The following is a 21,798-nucleotide window of genomic DNA, read 5'->3' on the forward strand; positions in this document are numbered from 1 at the left end:
GACCGGAGCTTGCACCATGCACCAACCAACCGTGGAATTCCTGTTCGACTTTGGCAGCCCCAATGCCTATTTCTGCCACCAGGTGCTGCCCGCCATTGCCGCGCGCACCGGCCAGCCCGTGACCTATGTGCCCATCCTGCTGGGCGGCATCTTCAAGCTGGCCAACAACCGCTCGCCCATGGAGGCGTTTGCCGACATTCCCACCAAGCGCGCCTACGACCAGCTGGAAATCCAGCGCTTCATCCGCAAGCACGACCTGCACCGCTACCAGCGCAACCCGCATTTCCCGGTCAACACGCTGATGATGATGCGCGGCGCCGTCGCCGCCCAGCAGATGGGCTGCCTGGCTCCCTATGTGGACGCCATGTTTGCAGCCATGTGGGAACGTGCCCTGAACATGGCCGAGCCCGAGCTGTTCCAGAGCGTGCTGCAGCAGGCCGGGCTGGACGCAGCGGCCATCACCGCCGCCATTGCCACACCCGAGGTCAAGAACCAGTTGCTGGCCAACACCCAGCAGGCCTATGAGCGCGGCTGTTTTGGCAGTCCCACCTTCTTTGTCGGCGGCGAGATGTTCTTCGGCAAGGACCGCCTGCGCGAGGTGGAAGAAGAAATCCTGGCCCAGCGTTCCGGCAGCTGACGCCGCCCTGCTCCACGTGCGGCCCCCACCGCTGCCCCAGCCCTGCCGGGGCACACCTGCAACCCCCTTTCCACGCCCTCACACACCATGAAGACACGCATCACCGAACTGTTCAACATCCGCCACCCCATCATCCAGGGCGGCATGCACTATGTGGGCCTGGCGCCGCTGGCGGCAGCCGTCTCCAACGCCGGCGGCCTGGGCATGATCACCGCCCTCACGCTGGGCACGCCCGAGAAGCTGGCCCAGGAAATCGCCAAGACCCGGGGCATGACGGACCAGCCGTTCGGCGTCAACCTCACCTTTCTGCCCTCGTTCACCCAGCCTCCATACGAGGAATACATCGCCGCCATCCGCGAAGGCGGCATCAAGGTGGTGGAAACCGCCGGCCGCAGCCCCGAGGCCTATATGCCGGCCCTGAAAGCTGCCGGCATCAAGGTGATCCACAAATGCACCGCCGTGCGCCATGCGCTCAAGGCCGAGCGCATCGGCTGCGACGCCGTCAGCGTGGACGGTTTTGAATGCGGCGGCCACCCCGGCGAGGACGACGTGCCCAATATGATTCTGCTGCCCGCGGCCGCCCGTGCGCTGAAGATCCCGTTTGTGGCCTCCGGCGGCATGGCCGACGGCCGTAGCCTGGTGGCGGCACTCGCCCTGGGGGCCGATGGCATGAACATGGGCACACGCTTTCTGTGCACCCAGGAAGCCCCGGTTCACCAGAACGTGAAGAACGCCATCGTCGCCGCCAGCGAGCTGGACACCCGCCTGGTCATGCGCCCGCTGCGCAACACCGAACGCGTGCTGAACAACCCCGGCGTGCAGAAACTGCTGGAGATCGAAGCCGCCAAGGGCGCCAGCACCACCATCGAGGACATCCGCGAGCTGGTGGGCGGCATCTACCCCAAGGCCATGGTGCAGGGCGATGTCGATGCCGGCGCCTGGAGCTGCGGCATGGTGGCCGGCCTGATCCACGACATCCCCAGCGTGGCCGAGCTGATCGAGCGCATCATGCGCGAAGCCACCGACGAGCTGATCAACGGCCGCCTGCGTGCCATGGTGGACGCTGGCACATCCGCCTGAAAATCGCGGCATTGCCCGCTTGCCCAGCCATGTCCCAGCCCACGCCTTTCAGCCAGAGGCCAGGGACATGGCATTTCCTCTCCTGCCCATGCACCCTTCCACGCCCTCCCGCGACATCGGAAAACTGCCGATGCCCATTGACGACCACAAGGAAGACCGCCAGTTCGTCACGGCGCTGGCCCGGGGGCTGCAGGTGCTCAAATGCTTCACCTCGGGCGAGGAACACCTGGGCAACCAGGAAATCGCTCAGCGTTGCCGCCTGCCCAAGTCCACCGTCACCCGGCTCACGCACACCCTGACGCTGCTGGATTTTCTGCATCACGACAGCGTGCAAAACCGCTACCGGCTGGGCATGGCCACGCTGTCCCTGGGCGGCACCACGCTCCTGCGGCTGGACGCGCGCGAAATCAGCCGCCCCATCATGCAGGAGCTGGCCAACCAGACCGGCTGCCTGATCGCCCTGGGCATGCGCGAAGGCATGTCCATGCTCTATCTGGAAACGGCGCGCAGCGACGCCTCGGTCATCACCATCCGGCTGAACCTGGGCTCGCGCATTCCGCTGCACACCACCGCCATGGGCCGCGCCTACCTGGCCGGTTCGCGCCCGGCAGCCCGCCGATCGGTGATGGAGCGGGTCAAAAACCTCAACCCCGAGGGCTATGCCGACATCGAGCGCGCCATCACCCGCGCCGGGGAAGAGTATGAAGCCACCGACTGCTGCACCTCGTATTCGGAATGGCGGGGCGAGGTCGGCGCCATCGCCACCCCGCTGCGCGTGGGCAAGGGCATGCCCATGATGGTGCTCAGCGCCTCGGGCGACATCCGCACCATGACGCCGCAGTTTGTCGAGCACACCGTGCGCCCGCTGCTGCTGCGCAGCGCCTGGGCCATCGAGCAGCATTTCCAGCCCGGCAACTGACGAACTGACACACGGCCTGCCTCCCAAACACGTACCCATGCCAGCATCAGCAGCCAGGCGGCCCGCCTAGCGGCATCACCGGATGCGCGTCCGTCCATGGTGGTGCCAGAAGCACCGCGCAGGCACGCCCGCCCCAGCCCGCGACAGCCCACCGCGCACATGCGCCAGCAGCGGGTACTGCTATTGAATTTCACAAATTTCTGAAATCTCCGGTACACGCCAGCATGGCATGGACTTTATTTCCCATGAAGAATGGACTTTTTTTCTCACAACAATAAAGGCCTGCATGGTTCCATGCCCAGGCCCGTTTTCATGCGAGGTTCGATATGACTCATCAAGCGCAGGCGCAGGCGCAGCCGCTGGCGGCGCGTGTCTGGCTCTGGATCCTGGGGGCAGTGCTGGCCGTGGCCGGCCTGGCCTTCCTGGTTGGCGGCGCCAAGCTCATCAGTCTGGGAGGGAGCTGGTACTTTGCGCTGGCGGGCATCGGCCTGCTGGCCTCCGGCTTGCAGACCGTTCGCCGCCACCGCAGCGGTGCATGGCTGTACCTGCTGACCTTTGCCGCGACCGTGGTCTGGGCACTGTGCGAAGTGGGTCTGGACTACTGGAGCCTGATCTCCCGCCTGCTGGCGCTGACCTTTGGCGCCGTGGTGGTGCTGGCCAGCATGCCGCTGCTGCGCCAGGGCGGTGTGCCTGCCGGCTCCCGCGCCAAAGCCCCCCTGGCCACGGCCGGCGTGCTACTGATCGCGGGTCTGGCCGCTTTTGCCTCCATGTTCCAGATCCATCCCGAGGTCAGCCCCCAGGCCGCTGCAGCCACGCGCAAGCCCGTGGATGCCGCCAGCGAGCAAAAGGACTGGAACCACTACGGCAACAGCAGCAACAACGACCGCTTTGCCGCGCTGGACCAGATCAATGTGGACAACGTGAACCAGCTGCAGGTGGCCTGGACCTTCCACACCGGTGATGTACCCAAATCCACCGGCGCAGGCGCCGAAGACCAGCTGACGCCGCTGCAGGTGGGCGACAAGGTGTTCCTCTGCACGCCCAGCAACAATGTGATCGCCCTCGATGCCGACACCGGTCAGCAGCTGTGGCGCCATGACACCAACTCCCATGTGGGTGGCGTGTGGGAACGCTGCCGCGGCCTGGCCTATTTCGATGCCGAAGCCCCCCTGGCCCAGCCCAGCGTGCCGGGCTCGACACCGGTGCAGGCCGTGGCACTGCCCGCCACCGGCAGCTGCAAGCGCCGCATTCTGATGAACACCATCGACGCGCGCCTGTTTGCCCTGAACGCCGACACCGGCGCGCTGTGCGACGACTTTGGCACCCATGGCGTGGTCGATCTCAAGCAGGGCCTGGGCAACATTGCCAACCCCGCGTACTACACCCTGACCTCGGCCCCCACCGTGGCCGGCACCACCATCGTCATCGGCGGCCGTGTGGCCGACAACGTGCAGGTGGACATGCCCGGCGGTGTGATCCGCGGCTTCGACGTGGTGACCGGTGCCCAGCGCTGGGCGTTTGACGCCGGCTCGGCCACGCCGAACGCGCTGCTCAGCCCCGGCCAGACCTACACCCGCTCGTCCGCCAATGTGTGGGCGGGCACCACCTACGACCCCAGCTCCAACACCGTGTACCTGCCCATGGGCTCGCCCTCGGTCGATCTGTATGGCGCCACCCGTTCGGCAGCCGACCTGAAATACGGCGCCTCCGTTCTGGCGCTGGATGCCGCGACCGGCAAGGAAAAATGGGTCTACCAGACCGTGCACAACGATCTGTGGGACTTCGACATTCCCATGGCCCCCACGCTGATCGACTTCCCCCACCCGGGCGGCGCCACCACGCCCGCACTGGTGGTCGGCACCAAGGCCGGACAGATCTTTGTGCTGGACCGCAAGACCGGTCAGCCCCTGACCAAGGTGGAAGACGTGGCCGTCAAGCCCGGCAGCATCCCGGGCGAAAAATATGCCCCCACCCAGCCGCTGTCCGTCGGCATGCCGCAGATCGGCACGCAGACACTGACCGAAGCCGACATGTGGGGCGCCACACCGCTGGACCAGCTGATGTGCCGCATCAAGTTCAAGTCCATGCGCTATGACGGCCTGTTCACCGTGCCGGATACCGATGTCTCGCTGAGCTTCCCCGGTTCGCTGGGCGGCATGAACTGGGGCGGCCTGTCGGCCGACCCGACCAACCAGCTGCTGTTCGTGAACGACATGCGCCTGGGACTGTGGGTGCAGATGGTGCCGCAGAAGAAGGATGCCGCGCTGTCCGACGGCGGCGAAGCACCCAACACCGGCATGGGCCAGGTGCCGCTGGGCGGCACGCCCTACGCCGTGATGAAGGACCGCTTCATGTCGCCGCTGGGCATTCCCTGCCAGAAGCCGCCGTTCGGCACGCTGACCGCCATCGACATGAAGACCCAGCAAGTGGCCTGGCAAGTGCCGGTGGGCACGGTGCAGGACACCGGCCCCATGGGCATCAAGATGCGCCTGCCGCTGCCCGTGGGCCTGCCCACACTGGGCGGCACCCTGGCCACACAGGGCGGCCTGGTGTTCTTTGCCGGCACGCAGGACTACTACCTGCGCGCCTGGGATACGGCCACCGGCAAGGAAATCTGGAAGAGCCGCCTGCCCGTGGGCAGCCAGGGCGGCCCCATGAGCTACAAGTCGCCCAAGACCGGCAAGCAGTATGTGGTGATCTCGGCCGGCGGAGCCCGCCAGTCGCCCGACCGCGGCGACTATGTGATCGCCTACGCGCTGCCGGACGGCACCGCCAGGTAGGCCCCGGCCCTGCGCACACTTTCTGCCCCGCGGAATGCGCGCAGCGCCAGCATCCCGACGCCATGGTCTGCAAGGGCCATGGCTTTTTTTGTCTCTGGCGCCTGCCGCCGCTGCGCGTGCTACGCTGGCAGGCTTTGGTGGACGACAGCTTGCAAAGAGAGATGGTGGTGAACGCGCAGCACAACAGTGACAAGGCTTACGGCATGGCGCCGGCCACACCCCAGGCTGCACCCGGCCATGCCAGCGACCTCAGCGACACCGGCCGGCCGCCCCCGGATGCAGCGGCGGACTCCGCCGCCGACATGCGCCGGGCCCTGCTGGAAGCGGGCCGCACCGAATTCGCCAACTACGGTTTTGATGGTGCCCGGCTGGAACGCATCGTGGCCAAGGTGGGCTGCGCCAAGCGCATGCTGTACTACTACTTTGGCAACAAAAAGGATGTGTACCTGGCCGTCATCGCACAGTGCTACAGCGATATCCGGGCCTCGGAAGAACAGCTCAACCTCGACGCCCTGCCGCCGTTGCAGGCCCTGCACGCCCTGGCGCAAAAAAGCTTCGAGTACCACGAACAGAACCAGGAATTCACCCGCCTGGTGCTGCAGGAGAATTTTCAGGGCGCGCAGCTGCTGGGCCAGGTCTCCAACACCGAGCTGCTGCGCAAGGCCGCACTGGAGCCGGTGGAGCGCATCCTGCAGCGCGGCGTGGCGCAAGGCGTGTTCCGCGCCGATGTGACGGCGGTCGACGTCCACTACCTGATTTCCGCCCTGTCGAGCTTTCGCGTGGACCACGCCGCCACCTGGAACAGCCTGCTGCAGGTGGATCTGCTGGGCGACACCCTGCGCACACGCCACCTGCACCTGTTGCTCGACCAGCTCAGCCGTCTGGTAGTGCACCAGCCCTGACGCGGCGCCAGTCACACCCCTCCCGATGCCCCATGCCACGGCTTGTGTTTGCGCACGCGGCATTTGCGCTACATTGGGCATCCATTTTTCCCATCCGGCGCGCCCCGTGCGCTCCTGTTTCTGCAGGCCCTGCAGCCACGCTGCCGGCGCCCCACCACGGACCCTCCCCTGCCATGTGGCCTTTTGATCTGCTGCGCAAGCTCTCCCGCGGCCCCGATGTGGGCGAAACCTTCCGCCACTTCATCGGTTGCTACCTGTTCGGCTTCGAGGCCGAAGGCGAGCAGCAGCCTACCTACATCGCCCTGCCTTCCAACCTGGAATGGCTGGAACGCGAAGTCCGCCAGTACCTGCAGGAATTCGTGGACGAACATCCCCATGCCGGCGAAGTCCCCGCCATCCAGGCCACGCTGGCCGATCTGCCCCAGCGCCTGGCCGCCCATGTGGCCGGCGGCATGGGCCAGCCCTTTCTGGCATTGCCCGGCGTGAACCTGTTCATCCGCAAAGGCATGCGCGAGCGGCGCAAGGAAAACGGCAAGTACGCGGAATAAGCTGCTCCGGCACGGCCGCCACACCCCGGTCAACCCCGGGTTGACGGCCCCAACAGGCCGCGCGTATGCCCATGCCGGGCAGGCCAGCGGCCTGACTTCCCTGCCCGCGGTCTGCAGTGGCGCAGCGAATTGCTCGGAGGAAGCGGTCCGCACGCCCATCTCGCGCTACGCTTGCAGCTTGCATGGCATTTGCCTGCGTGCTGCCCGCAGGCGCGTACCATAGCTGCCGCCTGCCTTCCCCCGACTTTGTGCTGCATGCCGCCAGGCCTGCCTCCCCACCGCCATGACCGATCTCCTGACGCCCCCGGCTGCACCCACCCCGGCCTCTGCCAACCTGGCAGGAGCCCGTGTCCAGGTGCCGCCCTCGCTGGGCGCCATGCTGCAGGAGCTGCCGGCCCTGCTGCAATCGACCGATCCCCTGGCGCCGTCCCAGGCCGCCCAGTTGCTGCACCAGACCGCCCGCGCACTGGACGTGGTGCAGCAACCCGGCTTGGCCCGGCTGCTGCGGGCCATGGAAGCCGCGCTGCGCCAGCCCGCCGCCCCGACCGGCACGGAGCCAGGCAGCCCGCTCCCCCGCGATGTGCTGCAGCTGGCCGCCAAGGACGCCCAGGCCCACCTGCAGACTCTGCAGGCCGGCCGCAACGCCCAGGTGACCCACCTTTTCCCGGCCTACCGCGCCGTCTGCAAGCTCGGCGGCAAGGACAGCGCCCACCCGGCCGACCTGTGGGAACTGCGCTGGCAGCTGGCCCCCGTTCCCGCGCCGCTGCCCGCCGCGCTGCAGGTACCGCCCCACAGGGTGGCCCCATCCACCCGCGCCCTGCTGGACCAGCAGGTGCTGGCCGTGGTCAAGAACGCCGATGCCCCTGCTGCCGCCCGCCTGCGCGACCTGTGCCTGGGTCTGGCCCAGACCTGCGCGGCACCGGCCGACACCGCCTTCTGGCAGGCAGCGGCCGGCTGTTTTGACGCCACGGCCCATGGTCTGCTGGAGCAGGACCTCTACACCAAGCGCCTGGCCTCGCGCGTGCTGATGCACTACGCCAGCGTGGCCAAGGCCGGCGACTCCGCCATCACCCCGCCGCCCGACACCCTGGTGCGCGATCTGCTGTATTACTGCGCCCAGGCCGCCGACACCGCCGCCATGGTGATGGATGGCCTGCCACCCGTGCTGCAGGCCATCTGCCAAAGCTGCCAGCTGCTGCCCGCAGACGCACCGGCACAGGTCACGCAGGCTGCCACGCCCCCCGGTGACGCCACCTTGACCCTGGACCTGGGCCGCGGCGCCGAAGCCCTGCCCGTGCCCGCCGCGGTGGCTGCGCCACTGCACGATCCGCTGGCAGAGCCCCGCTCCACCAGGCCTGCAGCCGAGCTATCCGCCACATCAGACGATGCAGGCCTGAACCTTTCGCACCTGGTGTTCGGCGACGAGCCCGAAGCGCCCGGGGCACCGGCCGACATCGCTGAACCGTCCACCCCGCCCGCCGCGCGGAAAGCGGCACCACAGCCGGTGGCGGAAACCACCAGGGATCTCTCCACCGCCACCGCGGCCCCGGCTGCCACCAGCGCAGCGCACGATGCGGCGCTGCCCGCCGCGGCAAGCGCTGTGGAAGCGATGGACACTTCGGTGGTACCAGACAGCGCGGCCGCCCTGGAACACACAGCGGCCCCAGCGGCAGCGGTATCTTCTGCAGTGCCCGACGCGGCCGGGCCAAGCGAGATCGCCGCCGATGCGGCCGTGTCCGCAGCGGAAACGCCAGAGGCAGCAGAGCCGGTCACCGAGCCGGATCTGCTCACCGAGGCCATCACACCGCAACCCACCCGCATGCCGGAAAGCGTTGTGGATGCGGCCCTTGCCGAGCAGGACCACGCCACATCCGACGCCCCTGCAGACAGCGCAGCGAGCACCACGACAGCCGAAACCGCCAACGGCGAGCACAGCGCACCAAACACCGATGCGGATGCGGATGCGGATGCGGATGCGGATGCGGATGCCGATGTTTCCGCAGGGGAAGCCGCTCAGGAGCGTTCCGAACCGCTGACGGACAGCGCACCGACAAAATGCCCGGCAGACGATGGGCACACAGCGCTCTCCGCTGCACCAGCGACCACCGCAGACACCGTCGACGCCAGCGCCGATGCGCCGCCGCCGCAGGACCTTGCGGCACAGGCTGCCGCGCCCATGGACGAGCGCACCGCCTTGGCCACACGCCTGGCCGCGGCCGCCGTGCCCGAGCTGCAACCCGGCGCCGCCCTGCTGCAAGGTGCGGCCGGCCAGCCCCGGGCAGAACCCAACCAGGGCTTTTTGACCGAAGCCGACGGCCTCAGCCAGCAGCTGCAGACCGACATCACCGTGTGGGCGGCGGAAAGCGGCACCCCCCTGCCCGCCACGGCCGCAGAGCAGGCGCGCGCGCTGACCCGCAGCGCCTGGGGTGCCGGCTGCACCGAGATTTCGCTGCTCACCCACACCCTGCAGATGGTGCTGGAGCGCCTGCGCCGCAACGCCACGGCTTCCCAGCGCCAGGCCTGCGTGCATGCCGCCGACGAAGTGCTGCGCCTGCTGCACCAGTTTGCCGCCGGCTTCATGCGCCGCCCCCACCCCCAGGTGCTGGAGGCCTTGAACCACATCCTGGCAGATACGGTATCCGCTCCACCCGCACCGGACAGCGAAGCCAGTCCAGCCTCCAACGAAGCCGACGGCGACAAGGCCACCCCCGACCGCCACACCACCTTCATCGACGGCACGGCCACCCACCAAGCCATCGGGTACGAAGAAGCACCGGCCGCCGTGCCAGTCCCGGCATTGGTCCCAGTTCTGCCCAGCGTGGACCAGCTCGAACCCGTGCGCTTTGCAGTGTTCGAAGAAGAGGTGCTTGCCGTCTGGCCTGCGCTGCAGACCGCACTGCACCAGTGGATGGAGCGGCCTGCCGAGCAAGGCACGCCTCGCCAGACCCTGCTGCGCAGCCTGCACACCTTGAAGGGCAGCGCCCGCCTGGCCGGTGCCGCCGCCTGGGCCAGCCAGGTGCATGCCCTGGAAGATCTGGCCCTGCTGGCGCAACCCAATGACGGCCCGCTGGGCCCCAGTGCCCTGCAGCAGCCGCTGGAAGTGCTGCGCATCGCCTTCATCGCCCTGCAGCAGGAGCTGGCTGCGCGCCACCCCGAGCGCTCGCTGCAGCACTGGGGCGCCAGCCCCATCGACACCGTGGGCCGCCACGCCCAGGCGCTGTGGGGCACCCACGAGCAAACCCAGCAGTCCGTGGCCGACAACCACCAGATGCTGGCCGAAATGGAAAGCTGCCTGCAGCGCCTGCGTGCCCAGCTCAAGGACTGCGCCGCCTGGGCCGACACCCTGGTGCTGCACGGCGATATGGACCTGTCCTATGAATGGCATGAAGAGCTGCACGATCTGATCCGCGGCCTCAGCGACGGGGCGGACGACATCGGCACCGTGCAGCGCCAGCTGCAGCACGGCCTGGCGACGGCGGACACCGCCCTCACCACCCAGGCCGGCCACCTGCGCGCGCTGCAGCACACGCTGCTGTATGCGCGCCTGACCCCGCTGGCCCAGCTCCACGAACGCCTGCTGGCCACCGTGCAATTGGCCGCCAGCGACACCGGCAAGCCCACCCAGCTGCTGCTGGAAGGCGGTGACCAGTTGCTGGAGCGCAGTGTGGCCGACCAGCTGGCACCGGCGCTGGAGCATCTGCTGCGCAACTGTGTGGACCATGGCATCGAACCTGCGGCCCGGCGCCAGGCCGCCGGAAAGCCTGCCACCGGCCAGATCACGGTGCGCCTGCACACCCAGGGCCCGGTCCAGACCTTGACCGTGCAAGATGACGGTGCCGGCCTGCAGCTGGAGCGCGTCCAGACCAAGGCCGTCTCCCTGGGCCTGCTGCAGCCAGGCGAGACCGTGGACGCCCGGCGCGCGGCCGAACTCATCCTGCATCCAGGCCTGAGCACCGCCGCCCAGATCACCGAACTCTCCGGCCGAGGCATTGGCATGGACGCCGTGCAGGCCGGCGTGCAGCAGCTCGGCGGCCAGTTGCACATCGACAGCCAGCCCGGCCAGGGCTGCACCTTCACCATCACTCTGCCCGCGCCGCCGCAGGTGGAGCAGGTCGTCGCCCTGCGGGCCGGCAGCTGGAGCATTGCCCTGCCGGCCCGCAGCATCGAAGCCGTGCGCCACATCCCCGTCGCCCAGATGGACGAGGCGGTCGCCCAGGGCATGCTGCCCGACGATGTGACCGGCCCCATGCCCCTGTACTGGGCCGGTGCCGTGTGGCAGCAATCCGCCCGCAGCAGTGCCCCGCCGGTGGACGGCCAGTCCATCGCCCTGGTGGTGCGCAGCGACACCTCGCGCTGGGCGCTGCAGGTGGATGAAGTCCTGGGTACACAGGAAGTGGCGCTGCAGCCCCCCGCCGATGTGGCCGTGCCCCTGCCCGGCCTGCTGGGAACCGCTGCCCAGCCCAGCGGCCAGGTGCTGCAGGTGTATGACCCCTATGCGGCGCTGGCTGCGCACGAGGCGCGCCGCCTGCTGCAGTCCGCCCAGCCGGTCGCCGCCAGCGACGATGCCAGCGCCCCGGAAGTGCCACAGCCCCTGGTGCTGATCGCCGACGACTCCATGAGCGTGCGCCGCCTGGCCCAGCATCTGTTGCAGACCCAGGGCTACCGCGTGGCCACCGCCGCCGACGGCCTGCTGGCCTGGCAGCTGCTGGAAGACGGCGAGCTGCCGGCCCTGCTGCTGGCCGACATCGAAATGCCCGAGATGGACGGCCTGGAACTGCTGCGCCGCGTGCGCGCCGACGCCCGCTGCAAGCAGCTGCCGGTGGTGATGCTCACCGCCCACGAAGCCGGCCCGGTGAGCCAGAAGGCCATCGACGCCGGGGCACAGGCCTTCCTGACCAAGCCCTACGCCCCGAACGAGCTGCTGGCTTTGGTGCGGCGCTGCGCCCGGGTGCCCGAGAGCGACCTGCAGCCGTAAGCCGCTGCCGCGCGACACCCGCGCACGGCGCCGCGTGCGCAGGCCGCGCCCTACCCCGGCCCCATCCGACTCGCACGCACGGGTGCCGACTGGTGGCACGCCCTGGACGCACGGAACTGCAGCAGCTGCAGGAGTGATTCGGCGGCGCTCCGGCAGGACCCACGGTGCCCGCGCAGCAAGCGCTGCGGCGGCTTTCTGCGCCGCTGTGGCGCGCTGGCCGCACTGGCCCCGGTAGCCCACCCCTGGGCAGATCCACCTCGGACCTGGCAGGCCCGGCAATAACCCGCTTCTCGCCATGGCTGCTCATGCGCCAAAGCAAAACGGACAAAATTGTCCGAAAATTCACCCCCATGACCTCCTGCCTCACCAAACGCCCCGATGCCGCCACCCGCCGCGCCCAGTTGCTGGATGCCGCGGACACCGTGTTCACCCAGCACGGCGTGAATGCCCCGCTGGAGCTGGTGGTGGAACAGGCCGGTGTGGGCCGCGCCACGCTATACCGCCAGTTCCCCGATCGCCACGCCATCTTGCTGGCTCTCATGGAACGCTCGGCCCAGCGCCTGCATGACCAGGCCGATCGGCTGAAGGACCGGCCGGACGCTTTCTTTGCCCTGCTGGAATACCTGTCCGCCCGCATTGTGGGTTCGCCCGCGCTGTCGGATTACTGGCGCACAGCCAAGCTGGACGACCCGCGCGTCAACGCCCTGCGCCAGCGGGTCTGGTCGGCGTTCGGCCCCGCCCTGGAACGCGGCAAGCAAAGCGGTCTGATCCGCGCCGATATCCAGGCACAGGACATTTCCCTGCTGTCCAGCATGCTGGGGGCCGCACTGCGGGGCAATACCGACGCCGAACGCCGCCGCCTGGCCCGCCAGGCGCTGGGCATTGTGCGCCGCGGCCTGCAGCCGGATGCCGACACCGCGGCCGCCTCTGCCGCGTCAGCCGCCGCTTCGGTGGATTCTGCCGCTTCAGCCGTTTCTGCCGCATGACCGAAACCGTCTACCTGCGCCGCCCCCCCGACTGGGAGGAGCACGAAAAACCGGCCCTGCCCGGTTCGCCCGCCATGCCCTGGCATGCACCGTGGGAGCGTGCCTGCTACGCCCTGGTGGCCGTGCTGGTGGGGCTGACCGGTGGCCTGGGCAATGCCTTGTTCACCGCCAACCTGCCCACCATCCAGGGGCAGATGGGGCTCACGCCCAGCGAGGCTGCCTGGCTGTCCGGTGCCTACGTCACCTTCAATGTGACCGCCAACATGTTGGTCTACAAATTCCGCCAGCAGTACGGCATGCGCCTGTTTGCCGAGATCGGCCTGGGCCTGTACGCCCTGCTGTGCGTGCTGCACCTGCTGCTGGGCAGCCCGCAAAGCCTGCTGTGGCTGCGCGGTGCCAGCGGCCTGGCAGCTGCAGCCTGCACCTCGCTGGGCACGCTGTACATGCTGCAGGCGCTGCCGCGCACCTATGTGCTCAAGCTGCTGGTGCTGGGCGTCGGCGTGAGCCAGCTGGCCACGCCCCTGGCCTGGATGCTGTCGCCCAGCCTGCTCAACCACGGCCAGTGGCACAACCTGTACATGCTGGAAGCCGGCCTGGCCCTGCTGTCGTTTGCCGCCGTGGTGCTGCTCAAGCTACCGGCGGGGGTGCACATCCAGGTCTTCGGAAAGCGCGATTTTCTGAGCATGGCACTGCTGATTCCCGGCGTGGGCCTGCTGGTGGCCGTGCTGGTGCAAGGCACCACCCGCTGGTGGTTCAATGCGCCCGAACTGGCCTGGCTGCTGTGCGGTGCCATCGTGCTGCTCTTTGCCGGTCTCTATCTGGAACACCACCGCCCCAATCCGCTGCTCTACACCCGCTGGTTCACGCAAAGCGCCACCATCCGCTTCGTGATCGGCGCCATCGTGCTGCGCTTTCTGACCACCGAGCAAAGCTATGGCGTGGTGGGCCTGATGCGCACGCTGGGCATGACGCCCGACCAGATGCAGCCACTGTTCGTGGTGATCTTCTTCGGCACGCTGCTGGGCATTGTGCTGTCGTCGGCGACTTTCGGCCTGGACAACGCTGCCAAGCAGTTGCTGGCCGCCCTGGTGCTGCTGGCAGCAGGCGCCTTCCTGGACTTTCACCGCACCAGCCTGGACCGCCCGGCCGACTTCTATCTCAGCCAGTTCCTGCTGGCCGTGGGCTCGGGCATCTTCATGGGCCCGCTGATGCTGCTGGGCGTGGTGCAGGGCCTGAAAAACGGCCCCAGCCACATGCTGACGGCCATTCTGACCATCTCCATGACCCAGGCGCTGGGCGGACTGATCGGTTCTTCGCTGCTGGGCACCTACCAGACCTACCGCGAACAGTCCTACTCGGTGGATCTGGTGCAGCAGATCAACCCGGCCAACCCGCTGGTGGCGCAACGCCTGCAGCTGCAGCAGCAGGCCCTGGCCCCCACCATCACCGACCCCGTGCTGCGCGCCGCCCAGGGCACGGCCCAGCTGGCCGCCACCGTGCGGCGCGAGGCCAATGTGCTGGCCTACAACGATGTGTTCCATGTCGTCGCCCTGGTGGCTTTTGTATACCTGGCCTGGTGCCTGCTGGAAATCGGCCAGGCACGGCGCGCAGCAGCACGGGCGGCACGCCATGCCCGCAGCCTCCAGGACAACGCCAGCGAAGTCGGCACCGACGCCGCCAATGCCACACCGGACGATGACGGTGACGATACCGACGACGTCCCCGCACCCGCACCCGCTGCCGCACCGGCCTCCGCGGCCCGGCCGCCACCCGCCACCGCAGACGCCCACTGATGCCTGCGGCGCCTTGCGCTGGCCACCTTTTGCTCCCCATAACCGAACCCAACAACATGAGCACCGCCCCCACTTCCACACCGACTTCTGCCCCCATGCCGCCCGCAGCCCCTGCCGCCGCGGCCCCGGGCCCGTCCCCCACTCCGAAGAAGGAGCGCCCCACGCTGCGCAGCGCGCTGATGGCCGTGGTGATCGGCGTGCTCGGCATCACGCTGGTGCTGCGCGCCTGGAATGTGGGCCCGTTCCAGACGGCCGACATCTCCACCGACAACGCCTATGTGCGCGGCCAGATCACGGTGCTGGCGCCCCAGGTCAACGGCTATGTGACGGAAGTGCTGGTCAAGGACTACGAACGCGTGACCGCCGGCCAGCCGCTGGTCAAGATCGACACCCGCAGCTACGAAGCCGCGCTGGCCCAGGCCCAGGCCCAGTTGGCCAATGCCAAGGCGCAGCTGGCGAATTCGGCCCAGACCCAATCGCAGAACCACGCCGGGTTGGGGGCCAAGCAAGCCACCCTGTCGGCCGCCCAGGCCGAATCCGAACGTGCCCAGGCCGAACTGCGCCGCGTGGAAGACCTGGCCAGCCGCGGCTCGGTGTCGCTGAACGAGCGCGACAAGGTGCGCGCCACCGCCCGCCTGGCCGCCAGCAATGTGGACAAGGCCCGGGCCGACATCGCCATCGGCAACGAAGCCATCAAGGCCACCACCGTGAACCGCGATGCCCTGCAGGCCGCCGTGCAGATGGCCGAAGCCCAGGTGCAGCAGGCCCGCATCAACCTGGACAACACCACGGTGCACGCCCCCAGTGACGGGCAGGTGAGCGAAGTGACGGTGCGCAAGGGCCAGTACGTGGCCGCCGGCAGCCAGCTGCTGTACGTGGTGCCGCCCCAACTGTGGGTGGTGGCCAACTTCAAGGAAACCCAGACCGCCCATGTGCGCATCGGCCAGCCCGCCCGTTTCACCGTGGACGGCCTGGAAGGCGCACAGCTGACCGGCACGGTGCTGGAGATTGCCCCCGCCACAGGCTCGGAGTTCTCCGTGCTCAAGGCCGACAACGCCACCGGCAACTTCACCAAGGTGGTACAGCGCCTGCCGGTGAAGATCGCCATCGATGCCGGCCAGCCCGACGCGGCGCGCCTGCGCCCCGGCATGTCCGTGATCGCCCATGTGGACACCGCTGCCGCGCCCCAGGCCCCGGCGGCCCCCGCCGCAGAGGGTCAGCAGCCATGATGGTCCGCCCCACCCCATCCACAGCCACGCTGGCGGCGGTACTGGCCGCCGCCCTGCTGTCCGCCTGCGCCCCTCTGCCTCCCGCAGTGCCCGACAACGCCCAGCCGCAGCTGCCTGCGCAGTGGAGCACAGCGGCCGAAGCCGGCACCGCCCCCATTACGGCCCAGTGGTGGCAGCAGCTGGGCGATACCCAACTCAACGCACTGGTACAGCAGGCGCTGGCGAACAACACCGATGTGCTGACCGCCGCGGCCCGCGTGCAGGAAGCCCAGGCCAACCTGGCCGCCACCGACGCCGCGCGCAGCCCGCAGCTCAACGCCACGCTGGGTGCCCAGGCCGGCCGCAGCCTGACCGTGCTGGGCCCCAGCCAGTCGCGCAATGTGCAACCCGGCCTGCAGGCCAGCTGGGAGCTGGACCTGTGGGGGCGGCTGTCCCAGCAGAGCCAGGCCGCGGCCGCCCGGCTGCAGGCCAGCCAGGCCGACCGCGCGGCGGTGCAGCTGACGGTGGCCGCCACCATGGTGCAGACCTATGTGGGCCTGCGCGCGCTGCAGCAGCAACTGGCCATCAGCCAGGCCACCGTCGCCTCACGGGAAAAAGCACTGCAGCTGGCCCAGGACCAACAGCGCGTGGGCTATATCTCGCAGTTGCAGGTCACCCAGGCCCAGGCCGAGCATGAAAGCGTGCAGCAGCAGGTGCAGCAGCTGCAATGGCAGGTCGACAAACAGCTGACCACCTTGAATCTGCTGCTCGGCCAGGCCGGCGGCAACACCGCGCTGGCCGCAGCCACAACACAGCGCCTGCAGGATCTGCAGCTGCCCGCCGTGCCGTCCAGCCTGCCATCGCAGCTGCTGGAACGCCGCCCCGACATCGCCCGCACCGCCGCCCTGCTGGCCGCCAGCGACCACCAGCTGCAGGCCCAGCGCGCCGCCTTTTTGCCGCAGGTGAACCTCAGCGCCAGCGTGGGCAGCCTGCTGGTCAACTCGCTCAACTACAACCCGCTGACCGTGTGGAGCCTGGGCGGCAGCCTGCTGGCCCCGCTGTTCAATGGCGGCCGTCTGCAGGCACAGCTGGATGCGGCAACCGCACAGCGCGACCAGGCGGCCTACGCCTACCGCGGCGCCGTGCTGGCCGCATTTGCCGATGTGGAATCGGCACTGACCGGCACCCAGCGCCTGGCCCAGCAGACACTGCACGCCACACAGCGCCGTGATGTGCTGCACCAGACCCTGGGCTATGCCCATGACCGCTATGAAGCCGGCTATGCCAGCTACCTGGAGGAGCTGGACGCCCAGCGCAACCTCTATGCCGCCGAGCTGGAGGTGGTGCGCCTGCACCAGGCCGAGCTGGACAACCGCGTGCAGCTGTACAAGGCCCTGGGTGGCGGCTGGCAAGCAGGTGCCGTAGGTGGCGCTGATGGCGCTGGTGGGGCTACGCCCCCATCAGGGCCCTAGTCACTGCCACGCCGAGGGGGGCTGAACACCTCAGCCTACACCGCGCGCCATGCGCAGCGTCTGCACCAGCAGGCGCTCCAGCTCGTCCACGGCCGCATTCCCCCGGGATGCCTTGCTGCGGTAGGCCGCCACCTGCATCGGCGCCAGCGGCCCCAGACCCTGCTCGCGCCCCAGCACCTGCAGCTGCGCGGGCGCGCTGCACTGCGTGAGGGCCGCCACGGCCAGGCCGCTTTCCACCGCCGCCAGCTGCCCTGCCAGACTGGAGCTGTGGTAGACCACTTTGTAGCGCCGCCCCTGCAACGCCAATGCATGGATGGCGCCCCGCCGCGCCAGGCTGATGTCTTCGTACACCGCAATCGGCAGCGGATCGCGCCGCCACAACTCCAGCTGGGGGGAGCCCACCCAGACCATGGGCTCATGGAACAGCAAACGCCCGCGCCGCGCGTGGTCGCGCGAGATGAGCGCCAGATCCAACTCCCCCCGCTCCACCCGCGGAATCAGCGCGGTGGACTGCTCGCAGTTCAGCTCGATCTCCACGCCGCTGTGCCGGGGCGCAAAGCGGCGCAGCACCGGGGTCAGGTAGGTGGCCGCATAGTCATCCGGCACGCCCAGGCGCACACGGCCACTCAGCACCGCAGGCTGCAGCGCGGCCTGGGCCTCGGCCTGCAGGTCCAGCATGCGGCGGGCATAGCCCAGCAAGGTCCGGCCCTGCTCCGTCAGCTCCAGCCTGCGCGCCCCGCGCTCCAGCAGACGGTGGCCCACGGCATCCTCCAGCTTCTTGAGCTGCATGCTCACTGCCGACTGGGAACGGTGCAGCTGCACCGTCGCAGCCGACAGCGAACCGGCATCCACCACGGCCACCAGGCAGTGCAGCCAGTCGATTTGCAGATCCCGCAGGGCCACAGCCGCCTCCTTACATTTGTTTTTCGAATAACTACTGCCAAAATTATGCGCTTTTCGGCATGCATGCAGCACCGCACACTGCGCGGCATGTCGTCACCTTCCTCCCCTTCTTCGGCCTGCACCACAGCCCTTGCCGCCTCCACCCCATCCAGTGTCCACCGCGCCTCGGGGGTGGCACCTTTTCTGTGGGGCAACGCCCTGCTGGGCAGCATCGGTCTGTTCCTGCACCAGGCCCAGGCCGGCGCGCTGACCGCCACCTGGGCACGCAGCGCCTTCGGCCTGCTGGGACTGACGCTGTGGCTGCTGTGGCGTCGCCAGGGCGCCCAGCTGCGGCTGACGCGCCAGACCGCGCCCGGGGTGCTGGCTGCAGGCTCCTTGATGGTGCTGGCCTGGGTCCTGTTCTTCGCCGCCATTCCCGCCACTTCCACCGGTATGGCAGTGGTGCTGTTCCATGTGCAGCCGCTGTGGCTGCTGCTGTGGAGCGCCCTGCGCGGCCAGGAACGTATCAGCCGCCAGCGCGTGGCGGCCGTGCTGCTGGCATTGCTGGGGCTGGTGCTGGCCACGGGCACGCTGTCGGCACTGTGGCAAGACCAGGCCCACGCCACCCACCCCGCCTACCTGCTGGGCGTAGCCCTGTGCCTGCTGGGCGCACTGTGCACCGCTGCCGTCACGCTGATTGCCCAGGGGCTGCAGCGGCACCAGCCGGTCACCGCCAGCACCCTGGCCTGGTGGCAGTGCCTGCTGGGCACCGTGCTGCTGTGGGTCTGGCCGCTGCAGCACGGCTGGCCCGCATCGGGCGCCAGCTGGCTGTGGCTGGCCGGTCTGGGGCTGGTCCACACGGCCCTGGCCTATATGCTGATCTACGCCGGCATGGCCCGCCTGCCCACCAGCCGTGTGGCGCTGCTGCAGTACCTCTACCCCGCCGTGGCGCTGCTGATCGACGGGCTGCTGCTGGGCCAGCGCCTGGATGGCAGGCAGTGGCTGGGCCTGGGCATCATCGCCTGCGCCGTGGTCTGGGCCGAACGGCAGGCCGCGCGCCAGCCCTGACCCCGGCGAGGAGCCGGGTGCGGCACGCCACCGCACCGCATCCAGCAGAATCCGACAGGCAGGTATCAGCTGGCATCCGCCGGCTTGCGGCTCCCTTGGCTGGCCGCAATGCCCCGTTGCACGCGGGCGTGGTAGACCGTCAGCCGGCTGATTCCCAACTGGGCGGCCACCTTGGCGTCGGATGCGGTGCCCAGCAGGGCCACGGCCTCGGATGTCCAGTCGTAGGCGGCAGTGGCAGCCGTGGCGCCAGAGGCCGGGGCAATGTCCAGCTCCGTGCGCTTGGCGACCACGCTGGCCTTGCTGATGCCCAGTTGCTGTGCCGCGGCCGCATCCGGCTGCTGACCCAGCAGCGCCAGGGCTGCGGGCGTCCACTGGAAATGCCCTGCAGCGGGAATCCCCAGCGCATTGCGCTTGAGGTTGACCGTCTTGGCCGATGTACCCCAGCGCTCGGCCAGCACGGCGTCTTTTTCCTGGCCCAGCTGGGCCAGCATCGCGTCAGTCCATTGCAGTGCGGCTTTGCCCATGCGGTGTCTGTCCTGGTTGGAAAAATGGAAAGCGAAGGGAACGGCGCACCATGCGCCAACGCCCTTCAGTTTTTCTTGTGCACATCCTGCCAGCGCAGCATGTCGCTGATGCGCGCAGCTTTTTCGTCGTCAAAGCCCAGGTGCTGCACACGCTCGGGCGGGTTGGCCCAGGTGCCGAACAGCAGGTCCCAGATCGGCAGGCCGTAGTTCTGTGCATGGTGGCCATGCTGGTGGTGCACGGTGTGCATTTCCGGACGCTGCACCAGGTAACCCACCCAGCGCGGCGTGCGGATGTCCGCGTGCAGAAACAGGTCAAAGGCACCAGTCAGTCCGATGGCGAACGCCGCCGCCAGCGGGCTGGCGCCCAGCACCCAGTAGCTGGACAGCGCGCTCAGCAGCACCGCTGCTGCCGTGTCCATGGGGTGGGCGTAGAAAGCGGTCAAGGCCTCCACCCGGGGGGCACTGTGGTGCAGCTGGTGGAACACCCGCCACAGCAGATCCCAGCGGTGCGTGGCACGGTGCCACCAGTAAAAGACAAAGCTGGTCAACCCGAAGCTGGCCAGGCCCACCAGCGGCGCGGGCCAGCGCTGGCCCACATCGAACAGCGCCACGGCGCGGATGCTGTCCGAGAACCAATGTCCCACCAGCAAGGTGACCAGCAGCGTGCTGCAGGCCAGCGCGCTGGACATCAGCAGCCAACGCCGGTCACAGTGGTTGCGCGATGCAGGGGCAATCACTTCCCGGCTGAAGATTCCCACGAACACCAGCGCCAGCAGCGGATAGGCCGCAAATTCCCACATCGATTGCCCCCTCTGAACCATCCATCACCCCACACCCGCCAACGGGTACCCTGCTTGGGACCGCGCGTACGCCGGCCCCAGAAGCGATTCAGTGGGTATGCCCCCAGTAGATCAGTGCATCGCGCCCTTCCACCGACAGCGACACCTGCGCCCCGACGGGCAACAGCACCTTGGTCGGCACATGGCCAAACGGCAGGCCTTGCAGTACCGGGCGCTTGAGCTGCATGCGCAGCCAGTCGATCACGGTCTGCAGCTTGAAGCCCTTGTCATGGGTGTTGAGCTTGAACTCGGTGAACTGCCCCAGCACGATGGCCTTCTGCTTTTGCAGCACCCCGGCCAACAGCAACTGGTTCAGCATGCGCTCGATCTTGTAGGGGTGCTCGCCCACATCCTCCAGGAACAGCACCCCGCCTTCGATCTGCGGGAAATATGGCGTGCCCAGCAGAGACACCAGCACCGCCAGGTTGCCGCCCCACAGCGTGGCGCCGCCGGGCACATAGAAGTCCTTGAGCTGGGGCTTGCCATTGGGCAGTTCGCCCACCTTGGGCATCTGCCAGCCGGCACCCTCGCCCTGGCCGCTGAGCAGATCGGCAAAGCAGTCGAGCATGATGTCATCCACCTCGCCGCCCTCGCGGGTGTCCACGCCGAAGTCGGCATTGACCACCGGGCCCGCCCAGGTCGTGGCGCCGGTCTGGGCCAGCATGGCCAGCTGGAAGGCGGTGAAATCGCTCAAACCCACAAATTGCGTGCCCTTGGCAATGGCCTTGGCCACGGTCTTGTACTTGATGCCTGGCAGGATCCGTGTGAGGCCGTAGCCGCCGCGCGAGATCAGCGCTACATCAGCCCCGCTGGCGGCCGCGCGGTGGATGGCGGCCAGCCGGGTGGCATCGTCACCAGCAAAGCGTTGGCTGCTGGCCAGGGCATCGGCATCCACTTCCACCTGGTGCCCCATGGCTTCCAGCTGCCGGATACCGCGCTTGAATGCGGCCTTGTCGCGCACCGCGCCCGAGGGCGAGTACACATAGATATGTTTGGGACCATGGCTGTGGTCGTGGCCGCAGCAGCTGCCATCGGCCGCATGCACATGGTCGGCATGGCCGTGGTCGTGATGGCTGTCATGCCCGCAGCAGTCTGCACCGCAGGCATGCCCCATGCCCAGGCCCTGTGCCGGTGTCTGCACCGCGGTATAGGCAGGGGCAGCAGCAGCGGCCGGAGCCACTCTGG

General features: G+C 68.5%; 16 protein-coding genes. 12 read left to right on the top strand and 4 right to left on the bottom strand.

All coding sequences use genetic code 11. From position 1 onward, the window contains the following. The first annotated feature begins 16 nt into the window (after window positions 1–16). From QM470_RS09540 to QM470_RS09590, 11 genes are all read left to right on the top strand, one after another. Window positions 17–637: a 2-hydroxychromene-2-carboxylate isomerase gene (locus tag QM470_RS09540; protein WP_283339078.1), complete on the top strand. Its 621-nt coding sequence runs from the start codon at window positions 17–19 to the stop codon at window positions 635–637. 87 nt (window positions 638–724) lie between these two features. After that, a complete protein-coding gene (locus tag QM470_RS09545) occupies window positions 725–1,717 on the top strand; it encodes an NAD(P)H-dependent flavin oxidoreductase (protein WP_283339079.1) in 993 nt (330 codons plus the stop codon). A 67-nt stretch (window positions 1,718–1,784) separates the two neighbouring features. Continuing rightward, window positions 1,785–2,636, top strand: coding sequence for an IclR family transcriptional regulator (locus QM470_RS09550; protein ID WP_283339080.1), 852 nt, complete (start codon window positions 1,785–1,787; stop codon window positions 2,634–2,636). 326 nt (window positions 2,637–2,962) lie between these two features. Then, entirely contained in the window at window positions 2,963–5,416 is a 2,454-nt protein-coding gene (locus QM470_RS09555; protein WP_283339081.1) for a membrane-bound PQQ-dependent dehydrogenase, glucose/quinate/shikimate family, read from the top strand. Window positions 5,417–5,583: 167 nt separating this feature from the next. Then, complete coding sequence (locus QM470_RS09560; RefSeq protein ID WP_283339082.1) at window positions 5,584–6,318, top strand: TetR/AcrR family transcriptional regulator; 735 nt, start codon at window positions 5,584–5,586, stop codon at window positions 6,316–6,318. Between the two features lie 173 nt (window positions 6,319–6,491). Next, window positions 6,492–6,866, top strand: coding sequence for a hypothetical protein (locus QM470_RS09565; RefSeq protein WP_283339083.1), 375 nt, complete (start codon window positions 6,492–6,494; stop codon window positions 6,864–6,866). A gap of 283 nt (window positions 6,867–7,149) precedes the next feature. Further along, window positions 7,150–11,841, top strand: a complete 4,692-nt coding sequence (locus QM470_RS09570; protein ID WP_283339084.1) for a hybrid sensor histidine kinase/response regulator — start codon at window positions 7,150–7,152, stop codon at window positions 11,839–11,841. A 350-nt stretch (window positions 11,842–12,191) separates the two neighbouring features. Next, a complete protein-coding gene (locus tag QM470_RS09575) occupies window positions 12,192–12,827 on the top strand; it encodes a TetR/AcrR family transcriptional regulator (RefSeq protein ID WP_283339085.1) in 636 nt (211 codons plus the stop codon). Continuing rightward, window positions 12,824–14,620 carry an MFS transporter gene (locus tag QM470_RS09580; protein WP_283339086.1) on the top strand — a complete coding sequence of 599 codons (1,797 nt, stop codon included), beginning with the start codon at window positions 12,824–12,826 and terminating at the stop codon, window positions 14,618–14,620. The genes QM470_RS09575 and QM470_RS09580 overlap by 4 nt, the downstream gene beginning before the upstream one ends. Window positions 14,621–14,676: 56 nt before the next feature. Continuing rightward, a complete protein-coding gene (locus QM470_RS09585; protein WP_283339087.1) occupies window positions 14,677–15,849 on the top strand; it encodes an HlyD family secretion protein in 1,173 nt (390 codons plus the stop codon). Beyond that, on the top strand, window positions 15,849–17,300 hold the full coding sequence (locus QM470_RS09590; RefSeq protein WP_502846828.1) for an efflux transporter outer membrane subunit: 1,452 nt from the start codon (window positions 15,849–15,851) through the stop codon (window positions 17,298–17,300). Before QM470_RS09585 ends, QM470_RS09590 begins: the two co-directional genes overlap by 1 nt. A 30-nt stretch (window positions 17,301–17,330) precedes the next feature. Here the strand turns inward: QM470_RS09590 and QM470_RS09595 are convergent, their stop codons facing one another. Then, window positions 17,331–18,203 carry a LysR family transcriptional regulator gene (locus tag QM470_RS09595; protein ID WP_283339089.1) on the bottom strand — a complete coding sequence of 291 codons (873 nt, stop codon included), beginning with the start codon at window positions 18,201–18,203 and terminating at the stop codon, window positions 17,331–17,333. An 87-nt stretch (window positions 18,204–18,290) separates the two neighbouring features. Between QM470_RS09595 and QM470_RS09600 the strand changes: the two genes are divergently transcribed. Then, on the top strand, window positions 18,291–19,250 hold the full coding sequence (locus QM470_RS09600; RefSeq protein WP_283339090.1) for a DMT family transporter: 960 nt from the start codon (window positions 18,291–18,293) through the stop codon (window positions 19,248–19,250). Window positions 19,251–19,315: 65 nt separating this feature from the next. Here the strand turns inward: QM470_RS09600 and QM470_RS09605 are convergent, their stop codons facing one another. From QM470_RS09605 to QM470_RS09615, 3 genes are all read right to left on the bottom strand, one after another. Beyond that, entirely contained in the window at window positions 19,316–19,774 is a 459-nt protein-coding gene (locus QM470_RS09605; RefSeq protein WP_283339091.1) for a hypothetical protein, read from the bottom strand. A gap of 65 nt (window positions 19,775–19,839) precedes the next feature. Next, complete coding sequence (locus tag QM470_RS09610; RefSeq protein ID WP_280011265.1) at window positions 19,840–20,574, bottom strand: sterol desaturase family protein; 735 nt, start codon at window positions 20,572–20,574, stop codon at window positions 19,840–19,842. Window positions 20,575–20,662: 88 nt separating this feature from the next. Further along, window positions 20,663–21,727 (bottom strand): LD-carboxypeptidase, encoded by a 1,065-nt coding sequence (locus tag QM470_RS09615; protein ID WP_283339181.1) that lies wholly within the window; start codon window positions 21,725–21,727, stop codon window positions 20,663–20,665. Window positions 21,728–21,798: the final 71 nt, after the last annotated feature.

Origin of the sequence: Comamonas sp. 17RB (genome assembly GCF_030056555.1) — a bacterium.
Taxonomy (GTDB): Bacteria; Pseudomonadota; Gammaproteobacteria; order Burkholderiales; family Burkholderiaceae_C; genus Comamonas; species Comamonas terrigena.